Annotated in this window: 21 protein-coding genes and 1 pseudogene; 3 read left to right on the top strand and 19 right to left on the bottom strand. The window is 69.4% G+C overall.

Features of this window, described 5'->3' with window-relative positions; translation table 11 throughout:
- Positions 1 to 259 precede the first annotated feature (259 nt).
- Positions 260 to 331: pseudogene (locus tag MKK50_RS17380) on the top strand (DUF1491 family protein); the annotation flags it as partial.
- A 117-nt stretch (positions 332 to 448) separates the two neighbouring features.
- On the opposite strand, the gene MKK50_RS17385 reads toward MKK50_RS17380, so the two are convergent.
- The 8 genes from MKK50_RS17385 to flhA all read right to left on the bottom strand — a co-directional run bounded on the left by MKK50_RS17385 (position 449) and on the right by flhA (position 7147).
- Positions 449 to 1435: a hypothetical protein gene (locus tag MKK50_RS17385; protein WP_499024105.1), complete on the bottom strand. Its 987-nt coding sequence runs from the start codon at positions 1433 to 1435 to the stop codon at positions 449 to 451.
- Positions 1436 to 1536: 101 nt separating this feature from the next.
- Entirely contained in the window at positions 1537 to 2430 is an 894-nt protein-coding gene (locus MKK50_RS17390) for a dihydrodipicolinate synthase family protein (protein WP_499024106.1), read from the bottom strand.
- 107 nt (positions 2431 to 2537) lie between these two features.
- The gene (locus MKK50_RS17395; protein WP_499024107.1) at positions 2538 to 2984 is read right to left on the bottom strand and encodes a hypothetical protein; all 447 of its coding nucleotides are present in this window, start codon (positions 2982 to 2984) and stop codon (positions 2538 to 2540) included.
- A 3-nt stretch (positions 2985 to 2987) separates the two neighbouring features.
- Positions 2988 to 3332, bottom strand: a complete 345-nt coding sequence (locus tag MKK50_RS17400) for a flagellar protein FlgN (RefSeq protein WP_253367422.1) — start codon at positions 3330 to 3332, stop codon at positions 2988 to 2990.
- A 5-nt stretch (positions 3333 to 3337) separates the two neighbouring features.
- On the bottom strand, positions 3338 to 3808 hold the full coding sequence (locus MKK50_RS17405) for a rod-binding protein (RefSeq protein WP_499024108.1): 471 nt from the start codon (positions 3806 to 3808) through the stop codon (positions 3338 to 3340).
- A 74-nt stretch (positions 3809 to 3882) separates the two neighbouring features.
- Positions 3883 to 4293, bottom strand: coding sequence for a hypothetical protein (locus MKK50_RS17410; protein WP_253367426.1), 411 nt, complete (start codon positions 4291 to 4293; stop codon positions 3883 to 3885).
- A gap of 5 nt (positions 4294 to 4298) precedes the next feature.
- On the bottom strand, positions 4299 to 5069 hold the full coding sequence (fliR, locus tag MKK50_RS17415) for a flagellar biosynthesis protein FliR (RefSeq protein WP_253367427.1): 771 nt from the start codon (positions 5067 to 5069) through the stop codon (positions 4299 to 4301).
- The gene (gene flhA / locus MKK50_RS17420) at positions 5066 to 7147 is read right to left on the bottom strand and encodes a flagellar biosynthesis protein FlhA (RefSeq protein ID WP_253367429.1); all 2082 of its coding nucleotides are present in this window, start codon (positions 7145 to 7147) and stop codon (positions 5066 to 5068) included. Before flhA ends, fliR begins: the two co-directional genes overlap by 4 nt.
- Positions 7148 to 7583: 436 nt before the next feature.
- Between flhA and bamA the strand changes: the two genes are divergently transcribed.
- Complete coding sequence (gene bamA / locus MKK50_RS17425) at positions 7584 to 10082, top strand: outer membrane protein assembly factor BamA (protein ID WP_499024110.1); 2499 nt, start codon at positions 7584 to 7586, stop codon at positions 10080 to 10082.
- Positions 10083 to 10097: 15 nt separating this feature from the next.
- Here the strand turns inward: bamA and fliQ are convergent, their stop codons facing one another.
- From fliQ to MKK50_RS17480, 11 genes are all read right to left on the bottom strand, one after another.
- Positions 10098 to 10364, bottom strand: coding sequence for a flagellar biosynthesis protein FliQ (fliQ, locus tag MKK50_RS17430; protein WP_110350743.1), 267 nt, complete (start codon positions 10362 to 10364; stop codon positions 10098 to 10100).
- Between the two features lie 128 nt (positions 10365 to 10492).
- Positions 10493 to 10909: a flagellar hook assembly protein FlgD gene (gene flgD, locus MKK50_RS17435; RefSeq protein WP_253367431.1), complete on the bottom strand. Its 417-nt coding sequence runs from the start codon at positions 10907 to 10909 to the stop codon at positions 10493 to 10495.
- Positions 10910 to 10915: 6 nt separating this feature from the next.
- Positions 10916 to 11401, bottom strand: a complete 486-nt coding sequence (gene flbT / locus MKK50_RS17440) for a flagellar biosynthesis repressor FlbT (RefSeq protein WP_437178564.1) — start codon at positions 11399 to 11401, stop codon at positions 10916 to 10918.
- A gap of 46 nt (positions 11402 to 11447) precedes the next feature.
- Positions 11448 to 11798: a flagellar biosynthesis regulator FlaF gene (gene flaF, locus MKK50_RS17445; protein ID WP_499024113.1), complete on the bottom strand. Its 351-nt coding sequence runs from the start codon at positions 11796 to 11798 to the stop codon at positions 11448 to 11450.
- A gap of 41 nt (positions 11799 to 11839) precedes the next feature.
- On the bottom strand, positions 11840 to 12889 hold the full coding sequence (locus MKK50_RS17450) for a flagellar hook-associated family protein (RefSeq protein WP_499024115.1): 1050 nt from the start codon (positions 12887 to 12889) through the stop codon (positions 11840 to 11842).
- A gap of 10 nt (positions 12890 to 12899) precedes the next feature.
- On the bottom strand, positions 12900 to 14363 hold the full coding sequence (gene flgK, locus MKK50_RS17455) for a flagellar hook-associated protein FlgK (RefSeq protein WP_499024117.1): 1464 nt from the start codon (positions 14361 to 14363) through the stop codon (positions 12900 to 12902).
- 78 nt (positions 14364 to 14441) lie between these two features.
- On the bottom strand, positions 14442 to 15653 hold the full coding sequence (locus MKK50_RS17460) for a flagellar hook protein FlgE (protein WP_499024118.1): 1212 nt from the start codon (positions 15651 to 15653) through the stop codon (positions 14442 to 14444).
- A gap of 202 nt (positions 15654 to 15855) precedes the next feature.
- Complete coding sequence (gene fliI, locus MKK50_RS17465) at positions 15856 to 17184, bottom strand: flagellar protein export ATPase FliI (RefSeq protein WP_499024120.1); 1329 nt, start codon at positions 17182 to 17184, stop codon at positions 15856 to 15858.
- 4 nt (positions 17185 to 17188) lie between these two features.
- Positions 17189 to 17917 carry a flagellar basal-body rod protein FlgF gene (gene flgF, locus MKK50_RS17470; protein WP_499024121.1) on the bottom strand — a complete coding sequence of 243 codons (729 nt, stop codon included), beginning with the start codon at positions 17915 to 17917 and terminating at the stop codon, positions 17189 to 17191.
- A 5-nt stretch (positions 17918 to 17922) separates the two neighbouring features.
- Positions 17923 to 19176 (bottom strand): DUF1217 domain-containing protein, encoded by a 1254-nt coding sequence (locus tag MKK50_RS17475; RefSeq protein WP_499024123.1) that lies wholly within the window; start codon positions 19174 to 19176, stop codon positions 17923 to 17925.
- Positions 19177 to 19348: 172 nt separating this feature from the next.
- Complete coding sequence (locus MKK50_RS17480; protein ID WP_499024124.1) at positions 19349 to 19909, bottom strand: hypothetical protein; 561 nt, start codon at positions 19907 to 19909, stop codon at positions 19349 to 19351.
- A gap of 203 nt (positions 19910 to 20112) precedes the next feature.
- Between MKK50_RS17480 and MKK50_RS17485 the strand changes: the two genes are divergently transcribed.
- The gene (locus tag MKK50_RS17485) at positions 20113 to 20415 is read left to right on the top strand and encodes a PilZ domain-containing protein (RefSeq protein ID WP_499024125.1); all 303 of its coding nucleotides are present in this window, start codon (positions 20113 to 20115) and stop codon (positions 20413 to 20415) included.
- Positions 20416 to 20697 lie beyond the last annotated feature (282 nt).

Consider the following 20697-nt stretch of genomic DNA (forward strand, 5'->3'; position numbering starts at 1 on the left):
GCACGCGAGAGCATCGCCCTGGATATCGGATCCAGGACGATGCTCTCGGCACTTGTTTGTGCATCACCTTTTTCCGAAAGCCGGCAACCACCTTTCGGGACGATGCGCTAACCCGCGATCGGGAGGCCGCGCCCACCCTCACGGCCCGAGCCCGCAGGCGCTGGGGGAGGCGGATGACGCGGGGGAGCGCCGATGACGGCCGCTCCGCACCGCCGCCCCGGCCCCGACAGTCGAGGAACGCAGCGCGCGGGGGACCCGCTTCGATTCCGATTTCTGGATCGTCGACATCGGCGATCGCGAAGGCCGGCACTGCCTCCCGCTCGCGGGTTAGAGCATCGGCCCGAAAGGTGGTTGCCGGCTTTCGGAAAAAGGTGATGCAAAAACAAGTGCCGAGAGCATCGTCCTGGATCCGATATCCAGGGCGATGCTCTCGCGTGCAAGTGCGGCGTCAGCTCGTCCGGCGCAGGCGCGTCGGGAGCACTGTGCGCAGGCGCTCGGCCGCGATGCTGCCGCGCTTGGCTTCGGGGCCGTGCAGGGGCTGGTGCTCGCCCGCGGCGCGCTCCATCACGGGCACGCCGAAGATCGCGCAGAGCAGGTCGCGGGCGGTGGCCCTGCTCGTCTCGCGAAACAGCGTGACGAGGGAGAACACCCGATCGACCGAGCGCGCGACGCTGTCGTTGAGCGTAAGGAAGACGAAGACCGCTTCGCCCTCGCGCAGATCCGCCGCGCGCAATGCAAGCGTCAGCAGGTCGTAGCGGGCGACCGGATCGACGGCGGCGCCGAGATAGTTCGGCGGCAGGCCGAGCCCCTGGCCGAGCGCGGTGATGAAGGCCTGCACGTCGCGGGAATGGGAATGCTCGACGAGACTCGTCGCGAGCGCGCGGGGGGCCGGCGGGCAGGGGCGGAGGGCGGCGGTGGCCTCGACGGCCTGGGTGATCGCGCTGCGTTGCTCCGGACCGGCATAGAGCCAGAGCGGCGCGAGGTCGGCGGGCGGGATCTCGGGCCGGCCGAGCAGGATCCGGGCGAGATCCGCGTCGGTCCGGGCGCGGGCGAGCAGGCGGTCAAGCACGCGGGTGCCGATCAGCGCGCCGGGATTTTCGGCGAGCGCCCGGTCGGCTTCCGCTTCCGTCTCGGGCTCCGGCGGCAGCGCGATGGGAAAGCCGCGGGCTTCGAGCGCGGCGCGCACGCCGTCCGGGACGTCGGGGCATCCCTCGAGCTTCTCGGCGACGATGCGCGCCGTCTCCTCGTCCACCGTCGGGATCAGCCCCGCGGCGAGGGATTCGAACTCCCTGAGGATCGCCCGGTCATGGACCGGAGCGGCCAGGAACAGGTCGGTCTGCACCCGCAGGATCACGGGCTTCAGGTCCAGCGCGGGATCGCGCGAGAGCTCGATGAGGCCGGATAGGTCCGGCGCGCCGGCGACCGATGGGGGCATGGCACTCGATTACGCAGAACTTACTCTGGGAGTGAGTCAAACAGTTCTGCGTGAATCGACCTTTAAGGACGCACGAGCGCGAGTGTCCCGCTGCGGCCGGATCAGGCGAGCGCGAGCCGGTCCACGACCTCGGCCACCCGATTCCGGACGGGCTCGGGCAGCGGCAGGATCGGCCGGGGCGGATCGGTTCGGCACAGGCCGAGATGGCGGGCGGCCGCGTAAGTGACCCGCAGGCCTGAGAATTCCTTGAACAGGTCCCAGAGCGGCTGCATCCGCGCGTTCAGGGCGCGTGCCCGCGCGGTCTCGCCGGCTTGAGCGGCCTGCAGGATCGCGAGGCAGGGTTCCGGAAACAGCCCGGCCGCGACGCTGTACCAAGCCTCGCCGCCGGCCAGCAGCGCCTCGGCCGCGTTCCAATCGCCGCTGAAGCCAAGCTGGAACTCGGCCGGTACCGCCCGGCGCAGAGCGTCGAGCTGGCCGGCCACCGCGTCGGAATCCGGCGCTAGGCTCTTGAGCGCGCGGATGCCGGGCACCTGCGCCAGCCGCCCGACCAGCGAGGGCGTGAACCGGAAATGCGTGGTGCCGGGATTGTCGTAGATGCAGATCGGCAGGCCGCCCTGCGTCGCGACCGCGGAGAAATGCTCGAACACCTCCTCGTCGGTTAGCGGTGTGTAGGAGACGGCGGCCAGGAGCCCGGCGGCGGCACCCGCCGCCCGCGCGTCCTGCGCCAAGGCCACGGCCTCGTCGGTGCGCAAAGCCCCGATTCCGACGATGACCGGCACCCGGCCACCGGCCTCGTCGAGAGCCGCATCGAGCGCCCGGCGGCGCTCCGCGCGGGAGAGGTAGGCGTAGGTGCCGGTGCTGCCGAGCAGCCCGACCGAGTCCACGCCCGCGGCGGCGAGCGGGGCGACCAGCGCACGCAACGCCGCCGTATCCACGTGTCCGTCGGGGGCGGCGGGGGTGATCGGAAAGGCGGAGAGGCCGGTGAAGCAGGTCATGACGGCGGCAGGATGAGCGGCCGCCTGAGCGCGGTCAACGCCGACCGCAAGTTCGACGCGGCGGTCAGTTCAACCGGTCACGGCGAGCGGAGCGATCCCGTGCGCGGTTACGAGCGCACCTCGCGCTTGGCCACGAAGTTCAGCTCGTCGACCAGCACGTCCTTCACCACGTCGGAGCCGAGGCGCTCGTTCACCCGGGCGCGGATCTGGGCCAGCCGGCTGTTGATATCGTAGCGGGCGAGCTTGCGGAAATCGATCGTGGTGTCGCCGTAGATCTGGCGGAAGGCCTCGTCGACCACGAAGGCGTTGGGGGCGACGGGGAGCGTGTGCATCAGCTTGGCGTCGGCGGTGAAGACCAGCACGGCGATGACGTAACCCTGCACCTTGCCCTCGGCGACCATCGGAATGTTGATGGGCGCGAGCTTCTGATATTGCAGCCCTTCGAGATAGGGCTCGGTCGATTTCGAGAAGAACCCGCCGCCGAAAGTCACCGCCGCGTAGCAGGAGGCGATGGTGACGGCGCAGATCCACAGGCCGGAGACGAGGACGCGCATGGCTCAATCGCGTCCCAAATGTGCGGACAAGCGGGCCGAATAGGTGCCGTCGGACTCGGCGGCCTGAAGGCTGGCCTGCAGCGTCTCGCCAACCTCCTCCACCGCCCGCAGATGCAGGGCGACGGCCTCCTGATTGCGGATCAGCTTGTCGCGCAGGCGCGCCAGCACGATCCCGGTCTCGGCGTCGAGGGTCGCGACGTCGAGGCCGCGTGCCAGCCGCGTGAGTTCGAGGAGGCTCCGGCTCTTGGCCCGGTTGACCGCGTCGAGATCGAGGGCCGTGTTGGCATGGAGCGCCTCGGTCTCGGCCTCGACGGTGGCCTCCAGCCGCTTCAGGGATTCGAGGAGCATGAGGGTCAGACCTTACCCGCGACGCCGGTGCCCGTGGGCGTGACCGGGGTGTTGGCGGGGCGGGCGGCGTTCAGCATGCGGGCGATGCCGATGCCGCCGGTCTGCGCGATCTGCTGGCCGAGCTGCTCGGCGAGCATCGACTTCCAGATGCCGCCGGCATTGCCCTTGCCGAAGACGGTCTCGGCCTTGGGCAGCATCGCCTCGACGAATTGCTGGATCACCTGCCCCTCGAACTTCCGGTAGGGGTCGGCGGAGCCGGTCCGGGCGGTCTCGTTCTTCAGGCCCGTCAGCGCCCCGTGGACGTCGAGGGGCATGTGCGTGGTCAGGCCCACCTCGCGCGCGGCCTCGTCGGCGGCGCTGGCGAAGGCGGCCGGGTCGCCGGGCTGCGACAGCTTGGCCGCGGCTTCCTGATAGCGGGCTGGGTCGGCGGCGCGCGCCACGTCCATCACGATGTCGGAAGGGGGGGTGATGCTCATCGCGCCGTCAAACCTTGATGCGGCGCGAACCGGGCGCACGCCGCTGAGGATGGATCGATCCTAGATCCGCTGGCTTACGGGAGGCTTGCATCGCGGCGCTGGGCGAGGCCGTCGAGCCGCTCCATCGCGTCGATCCGGTCGCGTTCCCGGCCGAGCAGCGTCTCGATCCGCTCGGCGCTCAGCTCCGCGCGCTTCTGCGCAAGGCCCTGCTCGCGCACGTCGTCCGCCTGGGAGGCAGCGATGCGTTCGAGTTCGGTCGCCCGCGCGGCGAGCCCGCGCAGGCGGCGGTTGGCGGCTTCCAGGAACAGGTGGCCGTGCGCCGAGGACCCGACCGCCGCGAGCAAGGCCGCCCGGTCCGCCTCGACCGCCTCGGCATTGCGCCGGGTCTCGGCGAGCTGCCACTCGGCGGCGCGGCGCATCTGCTCCTGCACGGCGGTGAGGCGCTCGGCGCGCTTCAGGCGCTTGGCGATGTCGGCGGCGGACATGATGCTCAGCCTTTGCGAAGCCAAGCGACGTAGCCGGAGAGGAACTGCGTCATGAACTCGCTCGACAGGTAATAGAGCAGCAGCAGCGCACCGAACATCACGAAGGGCGTGGCGACGAAGTAGACCGGAATCGTCGGCGTGAGCTTGTTCACGAAGCCCGCCGCGAGGTTCACCGCCACCGCGTAGATGATGAAGGGGGCGGCGATCCGCAGGGCGAGGGTGAAGGCTTCGCCGATCTGGTCGGCGATACGCACCAGTGCAGTCTGCGTCCCGAAGCCCTCGCCCGGCGGGATGCGGCCGTAGGAATCGACAAGGCCGCGAAACAGCTCCCAGTGCAGGTCGGCGGCGAACATCAGCGCGACCGCGGCGAAGACGATCAGTGATTCGACCGCAGGGATGGCGTCGGTCCCCTCGACCGGCGTGCCCGGCATCGAGCCGAAGCCGACCATGGTCGAGACCGCGTTCATCACGGTTTCCAGCACGAAGATGAAGATGCGCCCGAGCAGGCCGATGAGCAGCCCGGTGATCGTCTCGCTGGCGACCCAGGTTAGCGTCTCGGTCGGCGCCTGGCCCGAGAGCTTGGTCTGGAACAGCGGCAGCAGCAGCGGCGTGACGGCGAGCGAGACGCCGCCGGCGATGAGGAGCCGCACCTGCGCCGGCACGCGCGGGCTGGAGAAGCCGGGCACGATCAGGAGGCAGCCGCCGATCCGGCAGAAGATCAGGAAGACGCCAAGGAAGGCCTCGCCGCCGAACAGGCTGCCGAAGCCCGGAATCACGAGATCGTGCCCAGTGATTTCAACTCGACGCCGCGGGCGATTTCCAGATGCGAGAGCACCGGCAGGGTCGGGAAGATCCGCTCGATAATCATCCGCACGTAGGGCCGGGCGTCGGGGGCGGTGACGAGGGCGAATCCGTGGACCTGCCGCATCCGCTCGCGGATCGCCTCGCCGGCCTCAAGGCCGAACTGCTCCACGAGGCGCGGGTCGATGTCGAACTCGATGACTTCGCCCTTGGCGTCGCGCTTCAGGCTCTGGTGGAAGGTGAGATCCCAGTTGGCGCCGAGCCGCAGCACGTGCAGCACCCCGTCCTCGGCCAGATCGCCGCAGATCTGCTGGGCGACGCGCATCCGCACGTGCTCGGCGATCTGCTCGGCGCGGCGGGCATGCGGGCTGATCTCGGCCACCGCCTCCAGGATCAGGTGTAGGTTGCGGATCGAGACGCGCTCGGAGAGCAGCAGCTTCAGCACCGCCTGGAGGCCCGAATGCGAGATCTGCGAGGGACAGATCTCGTCGATCAGCCGCTTGTATTCGGGGTCGAGCCGGTCGAGCAGCGCCCGCATGTCCTTGTAGGACAGGAACTGGGGCAGGTTGTTGCGGATCACCTCGGAGAGGTGGGTGAGCAGCACCGAGGCGCCGTCGATCGCCTCGAAGCCGGAGCGGCGGACTTCGCCGGCATAGGCGTCGACGATCCACAGTGCCTTCATGCCGAAGGCGGGCTCGCGCACCTCCTCGGACGGCACATCGGGGCGCGGACCGTCGCCGACGACGACGAGCAGCTCGCCGGGCCGCATCTCCTGGGTCGCGGCGACCGTGCCGTGGATGCGGATCTGGTAGGTCTTGGGCGGCAGGTTGAGGCTGTCGGTGAGCTTGATGTCGGGCACAACGAAGCCGTACTGGCGTGCGAACTTGCGGCGCATCTTGGCGACCCGGTGGTGCAGTTCGGCGTGGTTGCCCTGGATCTGCGCGGCGACCTGACGGCCGAGGCAGAGCTCGATCTCCGGCGTGCGCAGCTGCTCCTTGACCGATTCCTTGGTCTCGGCCTGCTTGCTCTCCTCCTCGCGCTTCACCTGGGCTGCCGCGGCGGCGGCCCGGGCCGCTTGGCGCCTCGGAATGGTGATCGCCACGAAGCCCATCAGGCCCGCGAGCGTGACGAAGGGCAGGAACGGCAGGCCGGGGACGATGGCGAACATCAGCATCAAGGCGGCGGCGACGATCAGCGCGCGGGGATAGGCGCTGAGCTGGCCGAGCACGGCTTCCTCGGTCGCGCCGCGGGTGCCGCCTTTGGAGACGAGGAGGCCGGCCGCCAGCGAGACGATCAGGGCCGGGATCTGCGAGACGAGGCCGTCGCCGACGGACAGCTTGACGAAGACGTCGGCGGCCTGGCCGAGCGGCATCCCGTGGCGGGTGGTGCCGATGATGACGCCGCCGAACACGTTGACGAAGATGACGATGAGCGAGGCCACCGCCTCGCCGCGCACGAATTTCGAGGCGCCGTCCATCGAGCCGAAGAAGGCCGACTCCTCCTCCAACTCCCGGCGGCGGCGCTGCGCCTCCTTGTCGTCGATCAGCCCGGCATTGAGATCGGCGTCGATCGCCATCTGCTTGCCGGGGATGGCGTCGAGGGTGAAGCGGGCGCCCACCTCCGCGATACGGGTCGCACCCTTGGTGATGACGAGGAAGTTGACCGTGATGAGGATCACGAAGACGACGATTCCGATGACGAAATCGCCGCTCATCACGAATTGCGAGAAGCCCTGGATGACGTGGCCGGCGGCGTCCACGCCCTTCTGGCCGTTGGCCAGGATCAGCCGCGTCGTCGCGATGCCGAGCGCCAGCCGCAGCAGCGTCGCGATCAGCAGCACGGTGGGAAAGGCGGAGAATTCGAGCGGCTTCTGAATCCAGAGCGCCACCATCAGGATCAGCACCGACAGCGCGATCGAGAAGGCGAGCCCGACATCGATCAGCACCGCCGGTACCGGCAGGAACAGCACCGCCAGGATCGCGACGATGCCGGCCGCAAAGCCGAAGTCGCGCCGCGACCGCTTTTCCAGGACGAGCGCTTCGCTCACCGCCATGACGTGAACCGATTCCCTCAAGGTCGAGGCGGTTGTGGCGCGACAAGCTTGCGTGGGGATGGGTGCCCGCGGGCAAGGGTAGGCGAGGGTTCAGCAGACGCTCTTAACCGTGACTCTCGAAGCCTGCCGTCATCCGCCGCATGGCAGGGCATCGAATCGGGTGCTGCCGTTGTCCGCTCTGAGTGCTAAGGTCTTCTCTGTCGAAGCTTTTGTCCTTCCCAAGGTCGAGGCCTTCGCGCGGGACCGGGCGGTCAAGTCTCGACAGCTTCCTCCGCCCGGTCCCAACCGTTTCCCCTACCGTCAAGCCTGTCCGTCTCGGCTCCGTTGAGCTGGGTGCTCCGCCGCACGCCGACGGGGCTTGCCGCGTTGACGTGTGAAAAATTCCCACGAATATCGCGTGAGGAGCGCGGTCGCTCCGGCCTGCCTGAGCCTGTCCGTGCCCCGATCCTCTTGTTTCCGCCGTTGCCTTTTCCTCGCAGCGGCGTTTGCGCCCCTGGCCGCTGAAGCGCAGGCTGCCGAACTCACCATCGAGGGGAACCGCCGGGTCGATGCGGCGGTGATCCGCGCCATCGTCGAGAACGCCCCGGCCGACGCGCGGCGCGAGTTGCTGGCGAGCGGCTACTTCTCGGACGTTTCGGTGACCCGTGACGGCGACCGGACGCTGGTACGGGTGCGGGAGAAGGCCGTGACCGGCCGTGTCGTCTTCGAGGGCAACAAGAAGGTCGAGAAGGCGACGCTCGAAGCCGCCATCGTCACGCGGGGCGCCGCGCCCCTCGATCCCACCCAGGTCGCGGCGGATGTCGAGCGCATCCGCGACGTTTACAAGCGTTCGGGCCGCGGCACCGCCAAGGTCAGCTACCGCCTCGTCGACCTGCCCAGCGGACGCTCCGACGTCGTCTTCGCCATCGACGAGGGCGACAAGACCGGCATCCGCGAGATCCATTTCATCGGCAACAGCGCCTACTCGGAATCGACCCTCAAGGGGCTGATGTCCTCGTCCGAGACGAACTTCCTCTCGTTCATCAAGACCTCCGACGTCTACGATCCCGACCGCATCTCCGCCGACCTCGACATCGTTCGCCGGTACTACCTCAAGAACGGCTACGCCGACTTCCGCGTCGTCAACGCCGACGCCCGCTACGTCGAGACCGGTGAGGATGCCGGCTGGGTCATCAACGTCACCGTCGAGGAAGGCGAGCAGTATACCGTCGGCGCGGTGGCCGTGGATCCGCGCATCGCCGGCATCGACCGCGAGGCCCTCGACGGACAGATCCGCGCCCAGGTCGGCGACGTCTACAACGCCGAGGATGTCGAGAAGACGCTCGTCGGCGTCACCAACGAGGTCAACCGCCAGGGCTACCCCTTCGCCCAGGTGCGTCCCACCGGCCAGCGCGACCGCGCCACCCATCAGGTCGCCCTCGGCTTCGTCGTCGAGGACGGACCGCGCGTCTACGTCGAGCGCATCAACATCCGCGGCAACACCCGCACCCGCGACTACGTCATCCGCCGCGAGCTCGATCTGACCGAGGGCGATGCCTACAACCGCGTGCTGGTGGACCGCGCCGAGCGCCGGCTGAACGGACTGGGCTTCTTCAAGAAGGTGCGCTTCTCCAACGAGCCCGGTTCCGCGCCGGACCGGGTGGTGGTCAACATCGACGTCGAGGATCAGCCCACGGGCTCGTTCTCGGTGGCGGGCGGCTACTCCACCCAGGACGGCATCATCGGCGAGGTCTCGGTCTCCGAGTCGAACTTCCTCGGCCGCGGCCAGTATGTCCGACTTGCGGTGCAGGCGGGCGAGTATGCCCGCGGTGTCGATCTCTCTTTCACCGAGCCGTACTTCCTCGGCTACCGTATGGCGGCCGGCCTCGACGGCTTCTACAAGTACAGCAACCTCGCGCGGTACTCGCGCTACGAGACCACGGTCGTCGGCACGCAACTGCGTCTCGGCCTGCCGGTGACGGATGAGTTCGGTGTCACCTTCCGCTACTCGATCTACAACACCGACCTGAAGGTGCCGAATACGCTGAGCCAACCCTACAACGACTGTTCGAGCCCCATCAGCGGCTACACTGCGGTCAATGCCGCGGGACAGGCGGCCTATCCCGCCTGCACCTATGACGGCGAGGCCTCGATCGCCATCAAGTCGGCGCAGGGCTCGACGCTGACCTCGCTCGTCGGCGCGACCCTGGCCTATTCCACGCTCGACAACCTGCAGGCACCGAAGAACGGCTTCTACGCGGAGCTGAAGCCCGAGATCGCCGGTCTCGGAGGCGATTCGAACTTCTACCGGGTGACGGGCGAGGCCCGGGCCTACCGGGAATTCGGCGAGGACGTGGTCGGCTTCGTCAAGTTCCAGGGCGGCCATATGGGAGCGACCGACGGCAACCCCTTGCGCGTCACAGACCAGTTCTTTCTCGGTCCGTCGCTGGTGCGCGGTTTTGCCGTCAACGGGATCGGCCCGCGCGACGTCGGCACCGGCGACGCGCGCTCCAACGCACTCGGCGGCTCGACCTATTTCGGCGGCACGCTGGAGGTGCAGTTCCCGCTGCCCGGCATCCCGAAGGATCTCGGCCTGAAGGGCGCCCTGTTCTCCGATGCGGGCACGCTGTTCGGATACAAGGGCAAGCGCAGCTTCGATGTGAACGGCGACGGCTTCATCAACGGCACCAGCCCGACCGGCGCCTGCAGCTACAGCGCCGGCGCGATCAGCGTGGAGCCCGAATGCGTGAACGTGCGCGACAAGGCGACGATCCGCTCCTCCATCGGCGCCTCGATCCTGTGGAACTCGCCGCTCGGGCCGATCCGCTTCGATTATGCCTACGCGCTCACCAAGGACGAGGGCACCCGTGTCTACGGGGCGGACGGCACCTATTACGGCCGGGTCGGCAAGGACCAGACGCAGGCCTTCCGTTTCTCGGGCGGGACACGGTTCTGATGACGCGGCTTGGCCTCAGAACCCCGTCGCGATCCGGCCGTAGGTCATCTCGGCGAAGGCGTAGATCTGCGAGCCGACGAAGGTGCCGGTCACCAGCATCACCAGGAGGATCGCGACGATCTTCGGGACGAAGGTGAGCGTCACCTCCTGGATCTGCGTCAGCGCCTGAAGCAGGGCGACCGCGATGCCGACCAGCATCGCCGCGCCGACGGAGGGGCCGGCGGCGACCAGCACCGTCCAGATCGCGGAGCGGACGAGTTCGAGGGCGTCGACCTCGTTCATGGGACGGCCTTCAGAGGGCGCATCGTCTTTTTTCCGAAGGCCGAAACCCACCGCTCGAGCCGATGCGTTAGGCCCTTGTTTTCCATCAACTTTTCCGACGGCCGGCGGCCGCCTTTCAGGCTGATGCTCTAGCTGATCGAGATGCCGGAGGCGAGCAGCATCTCGCGGCCGTCGGTGAGCTTGGCCATCACGCCGTCGCCGGTGACCCGCACCGACTGTACCGTGCCGGACGTCAGGCCGTCCGCCGAGGTGAGGTTCCGCCCGATGATCGCGTCCGCCTGATTCAGGAAGCTCGAGGTCAGCAGCGAGTCGAGCTTCTGGTTGGTCTTGGTGGCCTGCTCGACCTGCGAGAAGGTGGCGAGCTGGCCGACATATTCCGTCGAGTCCATCGGCTTCGTCGGATCCTGGTTCTGAAGCTGGGCCATCAGCAGCGTCAGGAAGGTGTCGGCGTTCATCTTGGAGGCGACCGAGGTCGCCGCCTTCGCCGCCGCAGCGGTGGTCGTGCTGGTGGTGCCGGTATTCGTGCCGGTGCTGCTGACGTCCATAGAAGTTCAGGCCTTGTCGGAGGAGAGGGCCGGCCGGGTCCGCGGCCGGCGGCGTTGGCCGGAGCGGGCGGATGGCACGAGGGCGGCGGGTGGTACCTCGGGGAGGGGAGCCGAGGGGCCGAGCAAAGTGGACTCCGTCGCGTAGAGGCCGCGGATCAGTTTGAGCGCCTCGAAGGCCCGGCCCGCCTCGACGAGGGCGTGCGCCGCCGTCAGCCCGTCCCGGATCGCCGGCTCGGTCGTCACGGCGAGGATGCCGTCCTCGATCCGGCCATAGAGCGACCGCGCCGGGCCGGCTTGGGCCGGGGCGATCAGCATGGTCTGCGCCGCGAAGTAGAGCTGGCGCAGGGGCGTCGTCGCCTCCTCCGCCTGGAGGACATGGCCCTCCAGCAGGAAGGTGGCGTCGTTCATCAGTTCGAGCGCGACCTTGCGATCGACGCGCACCACCGCGCCGTTGATGTAGACGCGCTCGCCCGCTTTCAGGCTCAGGTGCATGGTGCGGGCCGCGGCCCGGCCGGTTTCGCGCGTCATGGCCCGCCCCCTACTGCAATCCGTCGCGGATCGAGGTGTTGACCTCGATCAAGGCCGCGAGGCTGCGCTCGGGTGCGCTGAGCACCTCGCCGGCCTCGCGCATGTTCCACAGGCCGATCGCCACGAGGTCGGAGCGCAGGCCCTCGGGCAAGGCGTTTTCGGGGTCGAGCAGGTCGGCGATCAGCACGTTCCAGAGATCCTGGATCGAGCCGACCGCGGCGCTCCGCGCCGAACCGGCTGCGGATCCCCGCGCTTCGGCCGTGCGGAGTTGGCTGAGCGCCCGGTCGAAGGCGTCGCGCTCGCGCTCGCGACCGAGGTCGGGCGCGTCTTCCATGATCTCGGCATAGGACAGGCGGTACATCGGGGCCGACGCTCCGTACTCGGTTTCAAAAAAGCGGGCGTTCAGGAGATGAAGTTGATCAGGCTGAGGCTGCGCAACTGCGCGGTCAGCCCGTAGGACATCTGCATCTGGGTCGTGATGGCATCGACCCGGCTCTTGGCTTCGGCGGGATCGACGCTCTCCAGATCCCGGATCTGTCCGGTCAGCAGCGCGGTCTGCTTGGCCATGCGCGTGTTCGCCTCCGTGATCTGGCTCTGGGCGCGGCCGAGATCGGCCTGCACCGTCGTGAGGCTCCCGCTGACTTGGCCCAGAAGCTCCATGACCTTGCTCGTCGCCACGTTCTGCGCCTCCTGCGAGAGGCCGGACAGTCCGAGCCCCGAGGCGATGACGTAGGCCATGCCGAGTTTGCGGAAAGGCTCGGCGTTGGCGGTGACCGAAGTGGTGACGGTCTCGGTGAGCGAGATCTGGCTGTCGAGGGTTCGGCTCGACGCGCCCGACCATGTCCGGCCCCAGTTCACCTCGGTGAACAGGCCGGTGAGCGGTCCGTCGAGGAAGACCTTGAGCTGGTTCTGCGTGATCTCGGAGGCCGCCGCAGAGCCCGGCGCGACGTTGAAGAAATTCGTGAAGAGGTCATCGACCGCCGTCTTGGCGGCGGAGATCGGGCTGCCCTCGTAGGGTGTCAGCGGTGCCGTGCCGCTGTTCGTGCCGCCGAACACGAACTGACCGTTCGCGCTGGTGTTGAGTGCCCCCGCCAGCGCCGCGAGGCGGCCGGGGGCGGAGGTCACGAGCGTCTTCGCACGCTGGTTGGCGGGGAGCGCGGTGAGCTCGTTGAGCGTCGCGTCGGCGGCCGAGCGAATCTCGTTGAGCGCGCCCTGCGTCGCCGCGAGCCGGGACGTGGCCGCGGTGTTGCTCTGCGTCAGCGAGGCCAGCACGGCGCTCTGCCGCCGCAGGCTGAAGGCCCCGGCGACACCGCCGCCGAGCGTCGCGCCGACATCGGCGAAGCGGCCGGTGGCGATCTCCTTGGTCGCGGCGGCGAGCTCGGTTTGGAGCCGTGAGGCGCCGGTGCGCGGCGCATTCCAGAGGTTGAGGCTCGAGATGAAGCCGGTCGTCATCATGGCCGTATCACCGCACCGCGTCGAATAGGGTCTTGAGGAGGTCGTTGACGACCGAGAGGAGCTTGGCCGACGCGCTGTAGGAGCGCTCCAACTGCAGGGCGAGGGCGGTCTCGTCGTCGCCGTTCACGCCCGCGACGTTCGAGAGCGCCTCATTGGCGCGTGTCAGAAGGGTCCTCTGGTAGGAGGCGTCGGTCGAGGCGTCCTTGCGCTGCGCTTCGAGCCACCCCGCGGAGGCCGCGGCGAGATCGGGCAGGCCGGCGGAGGTGCCGAGGCCCAGCGACGGATCGACGGGCCGGGCCGCCGACAGCCCGGTGAGAAGGCCGCGAAGGCGGCCCGCATAGGCCGCGTCGCCGCCCGCCGCAGGGTCGATGTAGTCGCTGCCGTTCATGCCGCCGCTGCGCAGCAGGGTAACCGAGCCGCCCCGGGCCGGATCGACCGCCGCGTTGACCGAAATCGAGGCCGCGAGGCCGCTGCGTCCGGCGCCCGCGGGTAGGAGCGCGCGGCCGCCCGCGGTGAACAGGCCGGCCCGCGGACCCTCATCGATCAACGAGAAGTCGGTCTCGGCGAAGGCGTCGATCAGGCCGCCGGCCAGGGCGTCGAGCTGCGCCTCGTAACGGACCGCCGCACCGTCGCGCAGGGCTGCGAGCCCGGCGATCCGCCCGGAGCCGAGCGGCATCGGCGAGGCGGCCCCGGTCACCGGCACGCCGTCGATCGTCACGCCGCCGCCGACGGTGCCCGCGGCAAAGACGGGGGTGGCCGAGAATGCGACCGAGCGGGGGCCGCGCTCGAACAGGGTCACGCCGCCATCGGTGTAGAGCGCCATGTCGCCGCCCTCGCGGGCCACGGCCGTCACGCCGATCTCCTGGGACAGCGCGCTCAGGATGCGGTCGCGGTCGTCCAGCGCGTCGGTGGCGTCGCCGCCCAGGGCCGTGGCCTTGGTGACGGCGCGGTTGGCGGCATCGAACCGGACGAGAAGGTCGTTGATGCGGTTGACCGAAGCGTTGATGCCGGCGTCGGCCTCCGCCCGCACGGCGTGGATCGCGTCCGCCGCCTGGTTCAGGCTTCCCGCCAGGGCCTTGGCCGACTCGACCGCGTCACGGGCGAGCTGCGCGTTGTCGGGCTGGTTGGCGGCCGCCTGGAGCGCCGCCTGGAGCGCCGTGAGGCGCGCGGCCGGCGCGGTCGGGTCCTCGGTGTCGCCGACGGTCTGCGCGAGCTTCGTCAGCCCGGTGAGAAGGGCGTCGCTGCGGGCGGCGTCGGACGAGGCGTTGAGCGTACGGGCATAGAGCGCCGGGTCGCCCGAGCGGGTGATCGTCACCGTGGCGCCGCCCGCGCTGCCGGCGACCAGCGTCGCGATCTTGCGCGAATAGCCGGGATCGTTCGCTCCCGCGACGTTGCGCGCGGAGACGGCGATCTGGTTCGAGTTTGCGAGCAGCGAGGCGCGCGCGGTGTTGAGCGCGAGGGTGAGACCCATCGGTCGGTTCCTGGGACGCGATACGAGACGGGGGCGCCGGTGTCGGGCCGGCGCCCCCGGATGCGACGATGGTCCGCGTCAGCGCTTCAGGTTCATCAGAGTTTCGAGCAGCTCGTTGCCGGTCATGAACACCTTGGAATTGGCGGTGTAGACCGTCTGCGACTCGATCATCGTGGTCAGCTCGGTGCTGACATCGACGTTGGACTGTTCGAGCGCGCCGGCCTTCAGGATGCCGCGCCCGCCCTGGCCGGCGAAGCCGACCTGGATGTCGCCGGATTCCGCGCTCGTCGTGAAGACGTTGCCCGCCCGCGGCGCGAGGTTGTCGGGGCTCGCCACATCCGCCAGCGGCACCTTGAACGCGGCCTTGCGGGTACCGTCGGAATAGACCGCGTAGACGGTGCCGTCCTCGCCGAAGGCCGTTCCGCTGACCGAGGTGGGCGACGAGCCGTTGGCGGTGCCGGAGAGGTTGTGGTCGCCGGAGAGCTGCGTGAGGCCGCCCAGATCCACCGTGATGCGGCGGCCGTTGGGCACGTCCACGAACGCCGATCCGCCGCCGTTGACCTTGCCGTTGCCGTCGAAGGTCACGTTGCTCGTGCCGACGGGTATGGCCGGTGTCGCCGGGTCGAAGAAGGAGACCGTCCACGCGTTGGCGGCGGTCTTGGTCATCTGGACGTCGAGCGTCACCGGCCGACCGACATTGTCGTAGACCTTGAGCGAGTTCTTCTTCGAGTAGCCGAGGGCACCCGTCGCCGTCGAATCGTAGACCGGCGTCTCAAAGGAGAGGTTGCCGCTGACCGTGGCGGCGGTGGAGGGACGCGCCTCCTGGCCCATCACGCTGACATTGACCGGCTTGAGGTCGGCCACGCCGTTGAGGACGGGGTTCGGGGTGCCGTTGGCGAGGCTGTAGCCCATCAGGGTGAAGCCGCCGGCATTGACGAGGTTGCCGGTCTTGCCATCGACCACGAAGTTGCCGGCCCGCGTCATGAAGGGCGCGCCGGCGGCGTCGCTCACCACGAAGAAGCCGTTGCCCTGGATCGCGAGATCCTTGTCGGAATTGGTCGAGGCGATGGGGCCGCCTTCGCTCACCGAACGGCGCAACGTGGTCTCGACCGCGCCCGAGTTGTAGTTGCCGACGTCACCGGAATCGAGCAGCAGCGACGAGAACTCGGCCGAAGTGCGCTTGTAGCCGGTGGTGCTGGCGTTCTGAATGTTCTCGGCCACCGTGGAGATACGGTTGGATTGAGCGTTCATTCCGGAAACGCCGGTGCGGAGCACGCCGATGAGACTCATGCGAACACCTCGTTGACTTTCGAATTCTTGCGCACTGGACACGGTGTCGCTTGCGCGGGGCTGAAGGCGTGGTCGATCACAGACGGCGATGCGTTCGGCGCTTCGTCGTCTGCCCCCGCGAAGGCGGGGCGGCGCAGGCAAGTTTTCGCAGCCTGCATAGACTTGGCTGCGTCCGCCGGGTCATCGAAAGGCAAAGTCATCCTCATCCCCGCAGGGATTGGGCGAGTTCGAGGAAGGCGTCGCGGCTCGGCGGCTGGCCCGGCTCCTGGCGCAACGCCTCGTAGATCCGCGGCACGAGGCTCACGGCCTGGTCGAGGTCGGGATCGCTGCCGGCGCGGTAGCCGCCCATCAGGCGCAGATCCCGCGTCTCCTCGAAGCGGGCCATCATGCTCTTGAGCTTGCGCACCAGCTCGCGCTGGTCCCCGGTCCAGACCTCGCCCGCGAGGCGCGAGATCGAGCCGAGCAGCTCGATCGCCGGGTAGCGGCCCTGCTCGGCGATGGCGCGGTCGAGCACCACGTGGCCGTCGAGGGTGCCGCGGATCGAATCGGCGACTGGGTCGTTGTGGTCGTCGCCATCGACCAGCACCGAGAAGATGCCGGTGATCGTACCCGTGCCCTCCGCGCCGGGGCCGGCGCGCTCCAAGAGCCGCGGCAGGTCCGAGAAGACGCTCGGCGGGTAGCCGCGCGCCACCGCCGGCTCGCCCGCGGCGAGCGCCACGTCGCGGGCGGCGTGGGCGTAGCGCGTCACGGAATCGACGATCAGCAGCACCGACTCCCCGCGGTCGCGGAAGGATTCGGCCACCGCCAGCGCCACCTTCGGCGCTTGGCGACGCATCATCGGGCTCTCGTCGCCGGTCGAGACCACGATCACGGCACGGTCGCGGGCGGCGGCGATCGGCCCTTCGAGGAACTCGCGCACTTCGCGCCCGCGCTCGCCGACCAGCGCGACCACGACGCTGTCGAAGCCCTGAGCGCCGGCCAGCATCGCCAGCAGGGTCGATTTGCCGACGCCGGAGCCGGCGAAGATGCCGATGCGCTGGCCGGCGCAGAGCGGCGTGAACAGGTCGATCGCCCGCACCCCCGTGGGCAGCGGCGTCTTCACCCGCGCGCGGGTCATCGCGGCGGGCGGGTCGGCATCGAGCGGAACGCTGGCGGGACCCTCGGCCAGGGGGCCGAGCCCATCGACGGGGCGGCCGAGCGCGTCGATCACCCGGCCCTTCCAGCGCGGGTCCGGGCGCAGCTGCGCCGGGCCGATGCGGTGGGCGAGGCTGCCGATGCCGGCCTCGATCCGGCTCTCGAACGGCTTCACGGTGGCGCCGGCCGCATCGATGCGGACCACCTCGCCGACCTGCATGCGGCCGTCAGCGGAGAAACCCATGCGGTCGCCGAGCCGCACGAAGGCGGAGACGCCCGCGACCCGCGCCGCGTTGGCGGTCACCTCGCGCACGGGACCAGCGACCCGCACCAGCGGCAGGTCGCGGCGCCCGGCCTCCATCGCCCGTTCCAGGCGCTCGATCGCGTTGAGGGTCATCGCATCAGCCCTGCGGTCCCAGCGTCTTGACGGCGCCGGTGAGGGTCGTGTCGGCCTCCGAGGTCATCGTTGCCGCGCTCTCGAAGGCGCGCTGGATCGCGATGAGCTTGGTCATCTCCAGGATCGGGTTAACGTTGGCACCCTCGACGTAGCCCTGCACCAAGCCGATGCGGGTGAAGTCCTGGACCGGCCGGGCGGGCAGGCTCGCGGCGACGGCATTCTCGCCCGCGCGCGTCAGCGTCGCCTTTGGGTCGATGCTGAACAGGCCGAGCGCGCCGACTTGGTTCACGCCCTGGTGGATGCTGCCGTCGCGGCCGATCTTCGGCGGCCCGGCCTGGGGATCGAGCAGCAGGGGGCCGCCGCCGGGATCGACCACCGGCAGGCCGCCCACCGTGCGCAGCTGCCCGTTGGCGTCCATCGTCAGGCGCCCGTCGCGGGTGTAGAGCGTGTCGCCCTTCGGGCCCTTCACGCCGAGCCACGCATCGCCCTGCACGGCGACATCCAGGGTGGAATCCGTCTTCGTCGTCGGGCCGGCAGCCCGCGAGATGGTGTTCTTGCCGGGGCCCACGAAGGCGACCTCGCCGCGGTTCGAGCGGGCGAGCAGTTCCGAGAAGCTGACTTCCTCCGCCCGGAAGCCCACGGTGGCCATGTTGGCGACGTTGTTGGCGGTCGTGGTCAGGCGCTTTTCGAGGGCGATCTGGCTCGACAGGGCGACGTAGAGGCTGCTCTGCATGGCCCTTAAGCTCCGATCCGCGCCGTCTGCACGCTCTGGAGCGTGTCGGCGTCGAGGCTGCCCGTGCCGGTGAACAGTGCAAGGATGGGTGCGCTGGCGGTGTTGTTCTGCGCGTCCCAGATCGCCGCGAAGCGCCGCACGAAGGCGTCGAGCTTGGCAGGGTCGCGGAAGCTCGCGATGTCGATCTTGCCGGCGATCAGTTGGGCCCGCTTGGCCAGGGCCTCGCTCGTGGCCGCGCCGCTCGTCGCCGGCAGGCCGATCACGGTGTTGGCCACTTGGCTCAGCGCCGCGTCGCCGAGGATGTCGTAGGCGCTTGTGAGCGTCGATGCCTTGCGGGCGAAGTAGAGCGCGAGGCGCACGCCCGTATCGGCGTCGCCCGCATCGCCCTCCAGCGACTCGCGCAGATAGGCCTGGGTCACGGTCTGGGCCATCGTGTCGGGCCCCAGATCCGTGCCGAAGCCGACATCGACGACGGTCCGATCGGCAGAGAGCGGGGCATTCCGGATCGTCAGGGTGCGGTTCGGCCCGCCCGCGTTCACCAGCGTGTCGGCGTCCCGGCCCGTGCCGCCGTAAGCGCCGTCGGCGCCGAGATCGGTCAGTGCGGTGGTCTCGAAGAACAGGCTCCCGTCGGCGGCAAGCCCCGCCTGCACCTTGCCCTTGAGGGCGGACGCCTCGATCTGCGCCGCCACCGCTGCGGCGATCTCCGACGGCGTCACCTTTGCGGGATTGTCCACCCGACCGGCCAGGGTTTGCGCGTTGAGCCGGATCGTGACCGATTGCGTCGTCGTGGCGTCGAGCCGGGACTCCACGAGGAAGCTCGCCTCGGCCCGGCCGCTGAAATCGTAGGTATCGGCCAGGAGCTTCGGCGCGCTGAGCGAGGCGGCGCGGGCGGGCTCACCGAAGCGCGTGGGGTCGGCACCCGTGGCGGTGACGCCCTGGCCGAAGCTGAACGCCTTGGCAAAGGCGGTGTAGCGGTCGTCCGCCAGGCGGTTGGCGAAGCTCGCCGCGCTGGCAGCGCCTTCCTCCAGCACCTTGCGCATGAACGCCTTGGCGTAGGTCATCTCCTCCAGGCCGTAAGCCTTCATGGCGTAGGCGTAGAGACGCTGGTCGCCGAGCAGATCGTCGACCGATTTCACCCCGCCGATATGCGCCTCGTAATAGGCGGTCTCCCGGGCAACCGTCGGCTCGGCCGCCTTCCGGGAAAGGGAGGCGGGGAGATCCTTGGCGATCAGCCGGTAGCTGGTGAGGGTGTCGGTCACGGGCGGGCGCCTGAGCGGGAGCGCGGGAGGGGGGCGACCAACGGCTCGGCGGTGCGAGCAGGATCCGATGCTTCGTTTGCATCGTCTTTTTCCGAAAGCCGGTCGCCACCTTTCGGGCCGATGCTTAGGGCGGCTCCCTTGTCCCAGGCTTGCCCGCCTTCGGCCGGTCGCGTCACGGCGCCACCGGGCCGATGATCGTCTCGGTCGTGATCACGACCCAGCCCGCGCCGGTCCGGCGGATCGACAGGACGCGGCCCGCGCCGGGCAGTACGCTGCCGAGCGCGGCTTTGCGCTGTCCCTCCCGGTTCTCGAGGGTCGCGATGCCGTCGGCGACCCCGCGCAGGGCGTAGGCGCCCGCGGGCGGCAGGGCCGGCGACTCCGCCGGGCCCTGAAGGCCGGCGGTTGCCGCGACGGGCCGGTCGGGCAGAGAGCCGGTGGTGACGGGATCGAAATCGGGGTCGGCCAGGCGCCCCTGCGCCACGGTCTTCTTCCAAGCGAAGGGCGCCGTGCCGGCGGGCAGAACCGCCTGCACCGCATACTCGTGCGTTCCCGTCGCGATGGCGTAACCGGCGAACCCGCTGGCGGTGAGGGCGAGCAGGACGAGGCTTGCCAGCACGGTGCGTTCGCCGGCTGCCTCACGAGCACGGCGGGCCGCGATGCTTCCCGCCACCGGCCGCGCCGGCAGGCGTGCGACGGTGCCGAGGGAGGATCGCCGTGCGGAATCGGACGTCATGGAGGTCTCGGCAGGTAATCCCGAGGCGCCGCGCGAAACGTCTTCGCGGCGCGTGCCCCGGGGGCGACAGCGTCATCGTTCATGATCCGTCTACAAATATGCTTGACGTCCGGTTAACGATGCCCCGCAAAGGGGCGTCCTGTCTCATCGACAGTGCCGCGGGTGCTCGTTAAGCCGAAGGGAAAGGGCGCCGGGGAGCGAGCATGGCCGATCCGCGGGAAAGTGTTTCGCCGGAAGCCGCAGCGCCCGTCGAACGGGCGGGCAAGCGTCACCGCGTCGTCCAGCAGGGCCGCATCGTCCTCGGCCCCGAACGCCTGATCGCCTGCACCGTGCGCGACCTCTCGCTTCGGGGCGCCAAGATCCGCGTCGCCCCCGAGCATGTCCTGCCGGAGACGTTTTCCCTCGTGATCGCCGCGCATGACCTGCGCACGATGAATGCCCGGCTGTGCTGGCGCCGCGGAGATTTCGTGGGCGTCGCCTTCGAGGGTGAGCCGGCGGTCGTTTAGCCTGTTCTCCACAGGCACGAGGCCGACCTGTTGAGGGCATGGGGCGGGACGATGCGGGGCAGGGTCGCTTAATCGCTTCGTAACGGGCTACCGCCATTGTCGGCCCATCGCGAGGCGCCTTCCGCAACCATGCGGAGCCGCCTTCGAGAAGAGGCCAGCGGGTGAACCCTCCGACGGGTTCATGGACATGATGTCGGTCCGTTGATCCGGTGTGAGTCCGGAGGTGTGATGCGCGGCGAAACGAGCCTTCAGGGGCTCGCCGCGGCCCTCTCGATAGGGTCG

Source organism: Methylobacterium sp. J-043 (assembly GCF_022829505.1).
Taxonomy (GTDB): domain Bacteria; phylum Pseudomonadota; class Alphaproteobacteria; order Rhizobiales; family Beijerinckiaceae; genus Methylobacterium; species Methylobacterium extorquens_A.

Excerpts from the sequence above, each read along its gene's own strand:
- MKK50_RS17385 (WP_499024105.1), bottom strand. The coding sequence starts at position 1,435 with ATGCCCCCATCGGTCGCCGGCGCGCCGGACCTATCCGGCCTCATCGAG.
- MKK50_RS17390 (WP_499024106.1), bottom strand. The coding sequence starts at position 2,430 with ATGACCTGCTTCACCGGCCTCTCCGCCTTTCCGATCACCCCCGCCGCC.
- MKK50_RS17395 (WP_499024107.1), bottom strand. The coding sequence starts at position 2,984 with ATGCGCGTCCTCGTCTCCGGCCTGTGGATCTGCGCCGTCACCATCGCC.
- MKK50_RS17400 (WP_253367422.1), bottom strand. The coding sequence starts at position 3,332 with ATGCTCCTCGAATCCCTGAAGCGGCTGGAGGCCACCGTCGAGGCCGAG.
- MKK50_RS17405 (WP_499024108.1), bottom strand. The coding sequence starts at position 3,808 with ATGAGCATCACCCCCCCTTCCGACATCGTGATGGACGTGGCGCGCGCC.
- MKK50_RS17410 (WP_253367426.1), bottom strand. The coding sequence starts at position 4,293 with ATGTCCGCCGCCGACATCGCCAAGCGCCTGAAGCGCGCCGAGCGCCTC.
- flhA (WP_253367429.1), bottom strand. The coding sequence starts at position 7,147 with ATGGCGGTGAGCGAAGCGCTCGTCCTGGAAAAGCGGTCGCGGCGCGAC.
- fliQ (WP_110350743.1), bottom strand. The coding sequence starts at position 10,364 with ATGAACGAGGTCGACGCCCTCGAACTCGTCCGCTCCGCGATCTGGACG.
- flgD (WP_253367431.1), bottom strand. The coding sequence starts at position 10,909 with ATGGACGTCAGCAGCACCGGCACGAATACCGGCACCACCAGCACGACC.
- flbT (WP_437178564.1), bottom strand. The coding sequence starts at position 11,401 with ATGCACCTGAGCCTGAAAGCGGGCGAGCGCGTCTACATCAACGGCGCG.
- flaF (WP_499024113.1), bottom strand. The coding sequence starts at position 11,798 with ATGTACCGCCTGTCCTATGCCGAGATCATGGAAGACGCGCCCGACCTC.
- MKK50_RS17450 (WP_499024115.1), bottom strand. The coding sequence starts at position 12,889 with ATGACGACCGGCTTCATCTCGAGCCTCAACCTCTGGAATGCGCCGCGC.
- flgK (WP_499024117.1), bottom strand. The coding sequence starts at position 14,363 with ATGGGTCTCACCCTCGCGCTCAACACCGCGCGCGCCTCGCTGCTCGCA.
- MKK50_RS17460 (WP_499024118.1), bottom strand. The coding sequence starts at position 15,653 with ATGAGTCTCATCGGCGTGCTCCGCACCGGCGTTTCCGGAATGAACGCT.
- fliI (WP_499024120.1), bottom strand. The coding sequence starts at position 17,184 with ATGACCCTCAACGCGATCGAGCGCCTGGAACGGGCGATGGAGGCCGGG.
- flgF (WP_499024121.1), bottom strand. The coding sequence starts at position 17,917 with ATGCAGAGCAGCCTCTACGTCGCCCTGTCGAGCCAGATCGCCCTCGAA.
- MKK50_RS17480 (WP_499024124.1), bottom strand. The coding sequence starts at position 19,909 with ATGACGTCCGATTCCGCACGGCGATCCTCCCTCGGCACCGTCGCACGC.
- MKK50_RS17485 (WP_499024125.1), top strand. The coding sequence starts at position 20,113 with ATGGCCGATCCGCGGGAAAGTGTTTCGCCGGAAGCCGCAGCGCCCGTC.